This is a genomic window from Xenorhabdus sp. PR6a, assembly GCF_028599065.1.
Classification (GTDB): Bacteria; Pseudomonadota; Gammaproteobacteria; order Enterobacterales; family Enterobacteriaceae; genus Xenorhabdus; species Xenorhabdus doucetiae.
In genome coordinates this window covers 43,129-55,411 of sequence record NZ_JAQRFJ010000006.1, presented here as the reverse complement: position 1 = coordinate 55,411, position 12,283 = coordinate 43,129, and the positions used below count along the sequence as shown (strand labels likewise).

At 41.9% G+C, this 12,283-nt stretch carries 11 protein-coding genes and 1 pseudogene; 8 read left to right on the top strand and 4 right to left on the bottom strand.

The window, feature by feature from the left end:
• Positions 1-352: 352 nt before the first annotated feature.
• The 4 genes from PSI15_RS03200 to PSI15_RS03185 form a co-directional block, all read right to left on the bottom strand.
• Entirely contained in the window at positions 353-1,267 is a 915-nt protein-coding gene (locus tag PSI15_RS03200; RefSeq protein ID WP_273582269.1) for a pyridoxal-dependent decarboxylase, read from the bottom strand.
• A gap of 92 nt (positions 1,268-1,359) precedes the next feature.
• On the bottom strand, positions 1,360-1,794 hold the full coding sequence (locus tag PSI15_RS03195; RefSeq protein ID WP_273582268.1) for a condensation domain-containing protein: 435 nt from the start codon (positions 1,792-1,794) through the stop codon (positions 1,360-1,362).
• A 326-nt stretch (positions 1,795-2,120) separates the two neighbouring features.
• On the bottom strand, positions 2,121-2,516 hold the full coding sequence (locus tag PSI15_RS03190; protein WP_045970989.1) for a structural protein: 396 nt from the start codon (positions 2,514-2,516) through the stop codon (positions 2,121-2,123).
• Positions 2,513-2,830 carry a phage holin, lambda family gene (locus tag PSI15_RS03185; protein WP_273582267.1) on the bottom strand — a complete coding sequence of 106 codons (318 nt, stop codon included), beginning with the start codon at positions 2,828-2,830 and terminating at the stop codon, positions 2,513-2,515. The genes PSI15_RS03190 and PSI15_RS03185 overlap by 4 nt, the downstream gene beginning before the upstream one ends.
• 289 nt (positions 2,831-3,119) lie before the next feature.
• On the opposite strand from PSI15_RS03185, the pseudogene PSI15_RS03180 reads away from it, so the two are divergent.
• The 8 genes and pseudogenes from PSI15_RS03180 to PSI15_RS03145 all read left to right on the top strand — a co-directional run.
• Positions 3,120-3,578, top strand: a pseudogene (locus PSI15_RS03180) (Hcp family type VI secretion system effector); the annotation flags it as partial.
• 275 nt (positions 3,579-3,853) lie between these two features.
• Positions 3,854-4,723 (top strand): DUF6402 family protein, encoded by an 870-nt coding sequence (locus PSI15_RS03175; RefSeq protein ID WP_273582266.1) that lies wholly within the window; start codon positions 3,854-3,856, stop codon positions 4,721-4,723.
• The gene (locus tag PSI15_RS03170; RefSeq protein WP_273582265.1) at positions 4,710-5,141 is read left to right on the top strand and encodes a DUF6201 family protein; all 432 of its coding nucleotides are present in this window, start codon (positions 4,710-4,712) and stop codon (positions 5,139-5,141) included. Before PSI15_RS03175 ends, PSI15_RS03170 begins: the two co-directional genes overlap by 14 nt.
• Positions 5,142-5,621: 480 nt before the next feature.
• Positions 5,622-7,895, top strand: coding sequence for an arginine decarboxylase (gene adiA, locus PSI15_RS03165; RefSeq protein WP_273582264.1), 2,274 nt, complete (start codon positions 5,622-5,624; stop codon positions 7,893-7,895).
• Between the two features lie 17 nt (positions 7,896-7,912).
• Positions 7,913-9,241 (top strand): arginine/agmatine antiporter, encoded by a 1,329-nt coding sequence (gene adiC / locus PSI15_RS03160; RefSeq protein ID WP_273582263.1) that lies wholly within the window; start codon positions 7,913-7,915, stop codon positions 9,239-9,241.
• 351 nt (positions 9,242-9,592) lie between these two features.
• Positions 9,593-10,153: a hypothetical protein gene (locus tag PSI15_RS03155; RefSeq protein WP_273582262.1), complete on the top strand. Its 561-nt coding sequence runs from the start codon at positions 9,593-9,595 to the stop codon at positions 10,151-10,153.
• 3 nt (positions 10,154-10,156) lie between these two features.
• Positions 10,157-10,594: a type II toxin-antitoxin system YafO family toxin gene (locus tag PSI15_RS03150; RefSeq protein WP_273582261.1), complete on the top strand. Its 438-nt coding sequence runs from the start codon at positions 10,157-10,159 to the stop codon at positions 10,592-10,594.
• 601 nt (positions 10,595-11,195) lie between these two features.
• Positions 11,196-12,278 carry a PfkB family carbohydrate kinase gene (locus PSI15_RS03145; protein ID WP_273582260.1) on the top strand — a complete coding sequence of 361 codons (1,083 nt, stop codon included), beginning with the start codon at positions 11,196-11,198 and terminating at the stop codon, positions 12,276-12,278.
• Positions 12,279-12,283 lie beyond the last annotated feature (5 nt).

Below are 12,283 nucleotides of genomic sequence, written 5' to 3'. Positions count from 1 at the left end.
TGCTCAACTCCTGTTCATGATATTAATTAACTTTGTCAATGAATTAAATTTGGCTTATGAGACATTGAGTCATATCCAAAATATTAAGGAGTTAAATAGGATATTAATTTGAAGTTTTATTCTTTAAAATGCATAAATAACGACATTTTAATCTATTTATTTTCTGTGGGTATTATTTGAGATGCTGAATATGGGGTGGAAGTGACACTAAAGTGGCTATGGCATACTTAATATAAAATTGATTTTTGTGTGCTGCCGTGATGTGAATGGGATATCTTGAAAAATCACCGCCAAATGACTGGCGGTGATGATAATATGACCCGATCATGCGACCCGGCGTATGTCTGTAAGGTCAACTAATCACAGCCCAAGCCTGTAGCGTTTGCCAGAATGGACTTTGCCGTGCTAATTGACGCTGTTCTTCAAGCATATTCCCCAGTATTTCCAACGTGGTCAGTGGGTTTGCCAGCACGACCCGCAGAACGGTGGTGGGTTGCCGATCCCATTGCACCGGTTTGAGACACGTGCGCGAAACAAAGGATGTTCCGGCACGCCACTGGGCAGTCTGAATATCCTGATTAAGCGCGTTAAGCCATTCATGCTGTGGCTGTCTGACTGGCGCCGAACTTTCCTGTAGCGCCTGTAATACTTTTGGCGGCACATATCGATACGTCAGCAGGCAAAGCTGCGGTTCACTGATTAATTCGAAATCCTCCTGCTGATGGATCAGATCGGCAAATTGCCGGGCTTTTTCGATGCCTGCCTCTATCAGGCGGGCTAATCCTCGCCGGCCAAGCAGATAGAGGTTGCTGTGCAGCATCAGCGACATGGCGCTGCGTGAGCCTTCCAAAGTATGACGTCCGAGATCCTTCGACCCTTTGCGTACAATATAATTGGCATGTTGGGCAATCGTGTTGGTCAGGGTTGGCTGGCGGAACAGCACCATGCCTGATCCCATTGGCACATACAGTTGCTTGTGGGCATCAATCGTTACCGTATCGGCACGTTCGATGCCGGCGAATAAATGTCGATAGCGTTCTGACATTAAGCTGGCACCGCCCCAGGCGGCATCAACATGGAAATGGCACTGCGCCTGTTCCGCGATATCCGCCAGTATGTTCAGGGGATCGATAGCACCGGTTTCGGTGGAACCGGCGATCCCGACGATAGCCATAGGCTTGATATTGCGTTGGCGCAGTGTCTGCAATTGTGCAAGCAAGGCATCAATGCAGATCCGCCCCTCTCGGTCAGTCTCAACCTTTACCAAGGCATCTTGGCGGTTTCAATTTCATCGTCATACCTCACTTTCACTATTAATCAGATTAGCAGGCTTGTGAGGTGTCCGGGATCATTAAACCACTACAATAGTTCACCGTTTAAATCAAACGGACAGGTAAAAGCAGCATGGATATATTGTTTCGCCTGTTCTTCTGCGTCTGCATAGTCTGAAAAATCACGAATTGTCACGGATACATTGCTTGTGTCCGTGAGTTCTTGCAGTGGTAATTCCGGAGTACTGACGAGTCGTAAGCGCAACGCATCATGACGATAAACAACGGTTTCAAAGGCGTGTATTAACAGGGCTTCATCCAACTTTCCCTCAATCAGAACGACTGAACCCAGGTTGTAACAAGTGCTATCAGGACGGAGGTATTGATCGAGCCAAACGACTTGCTGAGTAGAACTGAGAGAGAATTTACCAGAGGCAGAAGGATCCGCCGGCGGAAGTGGATCTCGGTTGTGAGTACTGTTGTTAATATTATCGTTGTTAATACCATTGCATGACATAGGCATTGCTTAACTCCTGCTCGTGAGGCTGGTGCACTTGGCTAATGAATTAAATGTCAGTTATGTGACGCATAAGTCACCGTAAAGATATTAATGATCTAAATCGTTTATAAATTGGATACTTTATTTTTTAAATCCACACTGTAAAAGTGTTTTTATCCATTTATTTTTGATAGGTATTATTAAAAATTCTGGTGGGTATATGGGGGAATATGACGCTAAAATAGTCAGGGCACATTCAACGTTAATTTCTGTGCGCTAGCGTGATGTAATTGAAATATCTTGAAAAGTCACCGCCAGTCATTTGGCGGTGATGATGTACAGGCTAAACGTTATAATAATTCAAATGCCCGTTTGATGACGGCATCAGAATAAGGCTGTCGGCCGTTTTCCATTTGGATAATGGCCTTAACCAGTCGGCTCATGGTGGCGATATTATCTACATCGATGACAGCGCTGTCAGGCACGCCAACGGATTTGCACACATAAGCAATATAACTCTCGGTATTATTTTCATTGGGGGGCGCCCAGCGGGAAATAAACTGGCGGATCGTGTTATATCCATATTTGCGTTCATAATTACGCAGAATTTTCAGCATTGCCCGTATGCCATATTCTGGTGCGATAAACTGACAAAATGATTTATCGGTCTGAATATCACGCAAACCCTGCCATTTATCCCCGTGGCGAATATTGCCGGGATTGTGGTTACGTATCCCTCTGGTCATTGTTTATCTCCTAAACGTTTATTGATGGCCCGAAGCGCAATCTCGCGGATTTTCTCGACGCCAATAAAACCCACAGCACCGCCGAGGGCAGGTGAAATACTGTTTGGAATGCCAAATAGTTCCAGCCCGCTGGAGAATCCCCACGACAGCGCGCCACAGAGTAGCGGTTCAACCCAGCGATTTTTCCGCTCCACACCGTCATAAATCAGTCGGCCATAACAGATCATGACGGCCAAAATAGAACCAGAAATTTGCGGCCAAGCGTTTTTCAGGCCGTTCAACAGTTCGGCCCATAAATCAGGATGTTCTTTCATTATTCGTCCCGTAATTTAATGATGGGCGTCATCAATGATGCCCGGTACTTTTCTATAGTAACGTCAGGAAAGAAGATCAACATGGTTACGCCATTGTGCGCTGGCTCTTACTAAAGCCGCGGTTAAATTGACATTAGGTAATTATCTGATTTTGCTTAAGAAGAGAGATCAATCACAATTTTACTGATGTACTTTTATCCACGCTGGAATAGATAAGCATTACTGCTATATCCTGTTTAATTGATGCTGTTATGAGCATCCATTGAAAATCAGATGACAGGAGACAGGAATGTCCTATCTTATTTACTTGTCGTTAAAGGGCAAGAAGCAAGGCTTAATCTCGGCGGGGTGTTCAACGCCTGAATCTATCGGCAACCGCTATCAGGCCGGGCGGGAAGATGAAATACAGGTATTGCACCTCAGCCATGGGATGGCACGCGATCAGAACGTCAATCACCTTCCGGTCAGTTTTACCAAACCCATTGATAAATCTTCCCCGTTGCTGGGATTGGCGATAGACAAAAACGAGTTGCTGGATGCCCTTTTTAAGTGTTACCGCGTAAACCTTGCCGGGCAATTGGAATTTTTCTATGAGATCAAATTGACAGGCGCAACCATTGTTGATTTTTCCTGTCACTACCCGCATTCGATAGATGACAATGACCAGATCCCGTATGAAACGGTGCAGCTTGATTATAAGTCGATGTCATTCACGCACCGCGCGGCAGGAACAACGGGTTACACTATATCGCAATTGCAGGGACGTGAAGAAGAAAGGCCGCTGCTTTCGGGATTTGATTCTTTGCTGAAAACCGCAACAGAGGCTTTATTCAGCCATAAGTTTACGCTAAAAAATGAAATTGACGGGAAAACATGTGGTGATCTTGCTTATGGCATCAAAACTGGAAAAGGGTTGATAGAAGGGGTTTCGAAAGAATCCGGTGTTACGAATTCTGTTAATTCGAAAAAAGAAGAAGATATTGAAATTGAATATTTGCATCAGATAAAAATAGGGATGGATAAATGAGTATTTTAAAAACAAGAACCGTTAAAGGTGGAGAAAATACAGAGGTTTATTTTAAAAAACCATCTCTTTATGATATTCCAAATCTCATGGATAAAATGGGTTGGCCTGTGGCTTCGGCTTTAATGCGTCATTGGTTTGAAAGACCACTTGCTGAAATTACGGATTCATTAAGAATTAAATACATGAAAGGGAAAGCCATTGAAATTCCTGATGATATGTACAATGATAATATAGTAAAAATGAGTTGGGCTATCAGATATAAGCAAGTACAGGATGCAATAGATGAGTTGATAAATGAAAAACTAGGTAATAAAGCCTCCAGTAATAGTCTATTTGGAAGATTATTAGAAAGAAATATAATTAAATCGTCATCATCGAAAGAAATATATGCTGGATATGATGATAATATTCTTGATATTGATTATACAACTCAAGTTAATATGACTCAATTTGGTGGTTTTTTTGATACTGTTGATGAGTTAAGAGGTGCCATTGGTTCCGGTAATTTAGAACTTTGCATTCGAGGATGCTATGATTTATCTGGGGAAAAGAAAAAATTTTTAGTTGATAAAATTGGATTTTATATTAAAGATTCCTATGATTTTTCAGGAGGTAGTGAATTATTAGGTATATGGAGTTGGGACGGAGTTCTTCCTTTTAGTGATATGCCAAAATATATGGCTAGTCATGCCGCAGGATTTTGGGGGAAACTATACAGAGAATATAAAGGATTTGTTCCTGTCTTTAATAAAGATTTCAGAGAATGGCAAAAAACACATCATGAAGGTGGTGACTTTATTGTTTTCTCAGATGTTTACTGGATAGATCCTCCGAGTAAATTTAAGGTGATGTATGAAATTAAGTAAGTTACTTAAATATGGCATCATTACCATGTTTTTTTTATGGTGGTTTTTTCTATCACATGTAACATTTGCAACAAGTTCGTTTTTTATAACTGAGGATAGGAATGATAACTATGTCGTTAGATATTATTATCCTGCACCTATCAATATATTTGGCATGTATTTCAGAATAATAAAGGAACGTCCGCATTATGTTGTCTTATATGATAAGGATAATAATTTCATCGGTCAAAGCTCACCTTTCGTAATTCCTAGCTCTATACATATTTTAGGTTCTGAACATATATTGCCGAATATGTCTACAGGGAATGAACAAGATCAGCGTTTCTATATTAGTGGTGAGCCTTTTGATGGAGCTTATACCATACCAGTGAAAGAAAAAAAATGGTGGAGTGAAATCCTCCAATACTTCCATTTGTAAAATGTAAGATTTTTTAAATTTTTTTCCTTCATGTTTTCGCAAGTTTAGCCTCTGAGTTTCAGGGGCTTTTTTATCATTTTTTATAATATAAAATAGTGTCTTATTATATAAAAAACCAATAGAATAAATAAAACCCAATCAAAAAAGTAATTGCAATAAGATATTAAAATAACCGTTATTGGCAATTTTTCCTGTTTTTTCAATAGATATGGCATGGGTTCTGTGTCGATAAATCTATGTGCTGCTGATTTGCTTAAATTGCACAAGTTCAAATAGATACTATATTGTTCAATATGATTTTTGATAGGCAACTATATTTCACAAAATAGTTAATCAATATGACTATGTTACTGGCAGTTTTTGCTATGACTCACTCGGCATCGTTAAAAATACTTTTAATCATTCTTATCTAGGGTCACTGTCAGGTAATCCTGAATTTATCCTTTTAGTTCAAATAGATGTAGCGTAAGGAATAATGTCATGAAAGTATTGATAGCCAAAAACGAAGTGGGTACACGATATCATAGCCACTATATTGAAAATGCGGTGCATAGATTGGCAGATAAATTAATCGAGAAAGACGTTGAGGTGGTGATTGCTGAGTCTTTTGATGATAGCTATACAATAATTTCAGCCAATGAGCCGTTCGATTGTTTAATGATAAGCTGTGCGCTCATGGATGATGATTTATATCTGCAAATACAGAAGCTATTGAATAAACTCTTTGAGCGACAGGAAAATGTGCCGGTCTTTTTATTAAGTGATCGGGAAAAAACGGTATTTTTGCTCAATCATGCATTACTGGAACAGCTAACGGAGTTTGCCTGGATATTGGAAGATTCTGCGGATTTTATCGCGGGTCGTGCTATTGCGGCCATGCAGCGTTATCGTCAACAATTATTCCCGCCTTTAATGTCCGCGTTGATGAAATACAGCCAAACCTATGAATATTCCTGGGCGGCACCCGGACATCAAGGGGGCGTCGGATTTAATAAAACCCCCGTTGGCCGCTTTTATCATGACTATTATGGGGAGAATCTTTTTCGTACCGACATGGGAATTGAACGCGCCTCATTAGGTTCACTGCTGGATCATTCCGGTGCATTCGGTGAAAGTGAAAGAAATGCCGCCAGAGTATTTGGTGCCGACCATTCGTATTCGGTCGTGGTCGGCACATCCGGTTCTAATCGCACGATTATGCAGGCTTGCATGACCGAAGATGACGTGGTCATCATTGACCGGAATTGCCATAAATCGATTGAACAGGGGTTGATCCTGACAGGCGCGAAACCGGTTTATATGCTGCCAAGCCGTAACCGCTATGGCATTATCGGGCCTATCTATCCGCAAGAGATGCAGGCCAAGACCTTACAGAAAAAACTGAAACAAAATCCATTGACTAAGGAGATGGCCGGTCAGAAACCCGTTTATAGCGTAGTAACAAACTGTACCTATGATGGTGTCTGTTATAACGCCAAACAGGTTCAGGAACTGTTGGATAAAAGCGTCGATAGGATCCATTTTGATGAGGCATGGTATGGCTATGCGCGGTTTAATCCGATTTATCATGATCATTATGCGATGCGCGGGGAACCGAAAAACCACACCGGGCCGACCGTCTTTGCGACCCATTCCTCCCATAAATTGTTGAATGCGCTCTCCCAAGCCTCTTTTATTCATGTCCGCGATGGCCGTAGCCCGGTGGATTTCTCACGGTTTAATCAGGCCTACATGATGCACGCGACCACCTCTCCGCTGTACGCGATTTGTGCTTCCAATGATATTGCGGTTGCCATGATGGACGGTAACAGCGGCTACTCTTTGACGCAGGAAGTGATTGAAGAAGCGGTTGATTTTCGTCAGGCACTGGCGCGTTTACACCGGGATTTCAGTAAGCAGGGGGACTGGTTTTTTAAACCCTGGAATCAGGAAAAAGTCACCGATCCGGCAACCGGCAAGAAAATAGCTTTTGCCGATGCCCCCAGGGAGTTACTGACGAAAGATCAAGGCTGTTGGGTCATGCGTCCGGGCGACAGTTGGCACGGGTTTGAAGATTTGCCGGATAATTGGAGTATGCTCGATCCGATTAAAGTCAGCATCCTGGCGCCGGGCATGGGAGATAACGGGAAGTTGCAAAAACAGGGTGTACCGGCTGCCTTGGTCACTGCATGGTTAAGCCAGCACGGTATCGTACCGACCCGTACCACGGATTTCCAAATTATGTTCCTGTTTTCAATGGGCATCACCAAAGGAAAATGGGGAACCTTACTTAACACCTTACTCTCTTTCAAACACCATTATGATGCGAATACGCTGTTGAGTAAGGTCTTGCCGGATTTAGTGGAGCAGTATCCGGAGGTGTATGAACATTTAGGCTTGCAAGAATTGGGCGACAACATGTTCGATTATTTACGCCAGAATAATCCGGGCGAAAAACTCAATCAGGCCTATGCGGGCCTGCCCAAAATGGAAATGACCCCGCGAGCCGCTTATCAAGCCATTGTGACCAATGCAGTGGAAATGGTGGCACTGGATAATCTGCCTCATCGCATTGCCGCCAACTCTATCATCCCGTATCCGCCGGGTATTCCCATGCTGCTTTCAGGTGAAAATTTTGGTGATAAGTCCAGCCCGCAGATTGGCTATTTACACGCATTGCAAAAGTGGGATCATGAATTTCCTGGCTTTGAGCATGAAACGGAAGGCACGGAAATTATCAACGGCATTTATCACGTCATGTGTATAAAAAAGTGAAAACGGGAAGATAAATTATGGCTACGGTTTCAGAGGCAAAAAAAGTCGGATTGATCCCGGTAACGCTGATGGTGGCAGGCAATATTATGGGATCGGGGGTTTTCCTGCTGCCGGCCAGTCTGGCGGCAACCGGGGGCATTGCCATTCTTGGCTGGCTGGTGACCATCATTGGCGCGGTGGGGTTATCAATCGTCTATGCAAAGATGGCCTCACTGGATGACAGTCCCGGTGGTTCTTATGCCTATGCAAGACGGGCCTTTGGCCCCTTTTTAGGCTATCAGACGAACGTGTTGTATTGGCTGGCGTGCTGGATCGGCAATATCGCCATGGTGGTGATTGGCGTGGGTTATCTGAGTTATTTTTTCCCCATCCTGAAAGATCCCATCATTTTAACCCTCACCTGTACCGTCATACTGTGGATATTTGTCATTTTAAATATCATCGGGCCGCATGTGATTACCCGAGTGCAGGCGGTCGCGACAACATTAGCCCTGATTCCGATTGTCGCCACTGCGGTATTGGGCTGGTTCTGGTTTAACGGCCAGACTTATATGGCGGCGTGGAACGTCAGTGGGTTGAATACCTTTGGTGCGATCCAGAGCATTTTAAACGTCACATTATGGTCCTTTATCGGCGTTGAAAGTGCTTCCGTTGCGGCGGGTGTGGTTAAAAATCCCAAGCGCAACGTGCCGATTGCCACTATTGGCGGCGTGTTGATTGCGGCGGTCTGTTATGTGCTGTCCAGCAGCGTGATTATGGGCATGATCCCTAATGCCGCGTTGAAAATCTCATCGTCACCTTTTGGTGATGCGGCCAGACTGGCCTTGGGCGATACCGCCGGCGCAGTGGTTGCCTTTTGTGCGGCGGCAGGCTGTTTGGGATCACTGGGCGGCTGGACACTACTCGCCGGGCAGACGGCCAAGGCTGCGGCAGACGATGGGCTGTTTCCTGCCATCTTTGCCAAAGTGAACAAAGCGGGGACACCGGTTGCGGGCTTGTTGATCCTCGGCATCTTAATGACGATTTTCCAGCTCAGCAGTATTTCCCCCAATGCGGCGAAAGAATTTGGCTTGGTCTCGTCTGTCTCGGTTATTTTTACCTTGGTCCCTTACCTGTATACCTGTGCTGCCTTGTTATTAATTGGTCATGGCCATCTTGGGCAAGAGAAAACGCAATATATCATCGTTACGTTTATTGCCTTCATTTATTGCATCTGGGCAGTTTTGGGAACCGGAGCGAAAGAAGTGTCTTGGACACTGGTTGTCATGATGGTCATAACGGCCATGTATACTTTTAACTACAACACAAAACATCCTGTCCCTTTTCCGTTAGATAAAAAAGAGTAATCCGATTTTGGGTGTCACATACTTGGCGTTATTTTGGTGCTGAATATCAGCACCTTTTTTATTTGCGGTATTACCTGAAATTTATATTGGATCATTATCTGATATCTGCCATCGTGTTGGTGTCAATGTGGAAACAAGCGCAGCAAATGAGACATTTTGCCACTTGGCGAGTAGATTGGTTGAGTTTTGCGAGAAACACGGGCAAGTGCAGATTGGTTAGCATGATAAGTCGCTAATTTCTGCTTATCGCGTAGTTGTAAGATCAAATGATGTATCATATAGTGATGCATAGCGACGCACTATGACTGTTTGTGACACACTATGATCGACTATTTGATAAGGTAAAACGTCATGAATCTATCACTAAGAAGTTGTTTAGCAGGGATATTATTTGGAGGTGCTTTAACAATCCCTTCATTCGTTGCTGAGCAAGTGGATTCAAAGGACGCTCGAAATATGTTTAGCTTTAATGTAGGTCAAACCACTTATAATTTGGATGATTTAAAAGCTCAATATCAAGAAAGAAGAGTAATTGTTGATTTATTGGCTAATGAAATCAGTGAATATTATCTAAATCTTCTAAGTCTTGATGAAAGTCAAGTTCGTGGTGTTATATTTCAAAATGATTTGGAAATGAATAAAGCCTGTGAAGCTACAATAAGAGGGTTTGAGCAGGGGCTTAGAGCTATGTTGAAGCAAGATCGCCCAGATGAAGAAAAGCAAGAAATGAAACTTTATCTTAAATCTGTGGCAAAAGTTAGATTTGAAATAGCCCGGTTGAACGACCTGTCTCGTCAATTGTTTAATTTGCCTAATATTTATAAAAGCGATATAAATAAAGCTGCCTTATCAGAATTAGCTGCCTATACGACTGAAAAGATTGAGTCTGGGAATTTTTCATTTACAGGGTGATAGATGGAACAGGTAGACGTATCAATAAATGAGCATACAAGAAAAGAATTTTTTGAAGACGTTTTCCTAAAATACCCGAAACTTGAACAGGCTATTCTCCAAGACTTTAAGCGCTATAAAGAAACTGGAGAAGTTCCAGACTATTTTGGCAGAGATGTTGCTTATACTCAGCCTGAGGCTGCATATAAATCATGCATGATGCACATTCATCTTCGTTTTCCGCCTGATTCATTTCCTAAAAACAGAGTGCAATATTACAGAACATGTGAACCAAATAATCCCAAGAATGATGCATGTTTGGTTTACGTTCAAGGGCTATTGGAAGAAAATAGATTTTCTTTGTTAGCCGTTATGCATCCAGATGCTCATGGTAAAGCTAGAAATCCCAAGGTAATGAATTATCTGGCAAGAATAGCCCAATATTTCAGAGATAATAACTAAACCCACCCTGTATGATAACCAGCCAAAAAAACGTCCTGCAAGCATATTTTCCGTTAGATAAAAAAGAGTAATCCAATTTTGGGTGTCACATACTTGGCGTTATTTTGGTGCTGAATATCAGCACCTTTTTTATACTTATTTTTAGTTGAGAAATGCTTTTTAACCAGCCATTTTGAATAAAATAGGTGTTTTTAAGTGAAAACAGTAACGTTTTCTGTTTATATTCATCACTCATAAAAGATTGTGAAATAAATCATCATCTGATGTAACGGATAATTCTCTGACAGTCCAAAAATCAATAATAATAGAAAAATAAACATATGTTGGTTTCGTTCTGCATTTGATGGATATGATTGTTTTTATTGTTATTATTACAACATAAAATATTATGCGTTCGATTTATTGATATAAAATTCTATCCTTTGGGATATTTTCATTATTAATATGGCGACATTAATCACATTTATCCGCTGTAAGCCTTTTTTCATGCGCTCTACGATCAATTTCTCACAATGACCATAAACATCATAAATCAACTTTACTGTTACCCAGTGATGAAATAGAAAGTTGTCATGTTAAAAACATCAATAAGGACATGAATATGGCAAATCGGGAAAAACAGATATTGCAGATTATCAGGCGCGATCCTTTTATTCAGCAGCAGGAAATCGCCGAAATTCTTGGAGTTAGCCGTTCATGTGTCGCGGGACATATTATGAATCTGACTAAAAAAGGAAATATAAAAGGAAAAGGTTATATTCTCTCAGAAAATAGTTATGCTGTAACGATCGGTGCCGCTAATATGGATGTTACCAGCTACGTGTTCTCTGAATTAATTTATGGAGATTCTAATCCGGGGAAAAATAAATCTACGGTGGGTGGAGTAGGAAGAAATATCGCTCATAATATCGCGTTATTAGGTAATGAAAGTTATCTTATTTCGGTTATTGGCGACGATATTTATGGCGAAACACTCTTTGAGAAAACAAAATTATCCGGTGTTTATACGGACTATCTGCATAAATTGTCAGGAGAAAGTACCTCAACTTATCATTCATTGATCGATGAACAAGGTGAAATGCAGGTTGCTGTTAATGATATGAGTATCTTAGAAAAGCTCACGCCGGCTTTATTATCTCAATCTAAGGCTCTCATTCAAAATGCGGGTATATTGATTATTGACTGTAATTTAACGGAAGATGCTTTAGCGTGGTTATTTAGTTATGCAGGAAATATCCCGATCTTTGTTGATACCGTCTCGACATTTAAAGCCAATAAAATCCGTCATTGGTTATCTCATATCCATACCTTAAAACCTAATCGGCTTGAAGCTGAAATATTGAGTGGAATAAAAATCACGACATTGGCAGATGCGGCGAATGCGTCCTTTTGGTTTCATCAGCAAGGCGTCCAACGGATCGCTTTGAGCATGGGAACAGAAGGGGTGTATTACAGCGAAATTGGTGGCGTTGCCGGGTGTTCGCCAGCTATTCCAATCAATATTGTCAACGCCAATGGTGCCGGTGATGCGATGATGGCTGGCCTTGCCCATTGCTGGCTGGAAGGGATGTCATGGGAAGAGAGTATTCGTTTTTCCCAAGGCTGTTCTGCACTGACTTTATCTTCAGAATTAACTAATTACCCGAATTTATCCTGTAGTAGAGTAAAAAAACTGTTGGAATGAAAATC

What these genes read in the sequence shown, in the direction of transcription:
- PSI15_RS03195 (WP_273582268.1), bottom strand. Translation starts at nt 1,794, where the DNA reads ATGCCTATGTCATGCAATGGTATTAACAACGATAATATTAACAACAGT.
- PSI15_RS03190 (WP_045970989.1), bottom strand. Translation starts at nt 2,516, where the DNA reads ATGACCAGAGGGATACGTAACCACAATCCCGGCAATATTCGCCACGGG.
- PSI15_RS03185 (WP_273582267.1), bottom strand. Translation starts at nt 2,830, where the DNA reads ATGAAAGAACATCCTGATTTATGGGCCGAACTGTTGAACGGCCTGAAA.
- PSI15_RS03175 (WP_273582266.1), top strand. Translation starts at nt 3,854, where the DNA reads ATGAGTATTTTAAAAACAAGAACCGTTAAAGGTGGAGAAAATACAGAG.
- PSI15_RS03170 (WP_273582265.1), top strand. Translation starts at nt 4,710, where the DNA reads ATGAAATTAAGTAAGTTACTTAAATATGGCATCATTACCATGTTTTTT.
- adiA (WP_273582264.1), top strand. Translation starts at nt 5,622, where the DNA reads ATGAAAGTATTGATAGCCAAAAACGAAGTGGGTACACGATATCATAGC.
- adiC (WP_273582263.1), top strand. Translation starts at nt 7,913, where the DNA reads ATGGCTACGGTTTCAGAGGCAAAAAAAGTCGGATTGATCCCGGTAACG.
- PSI15_RS03155 (WP_273582262.1), top strand. Translation starts at nt 9,593, where the DNA reads ATGAATCTATCACTAAGAAGTTGTTTAGCAGGGATATTATTTGGAGGT.
- PSI15_RS03150 (WP_273582261.1), top strand. Translation starts at nt 10,157, where the DNA reads ATGGAACAGGTAGACGTATCAATAAATGAGCATACAAGAAAAGAATTT.
- PSI15_RS03145 (WP_273582260.1), top strand. Translation starts at nt 11,196, where the DNA reads ATGGCAAATCGGGAAAAACAGATATTGCAGATTATCAGGCGCGATCCT.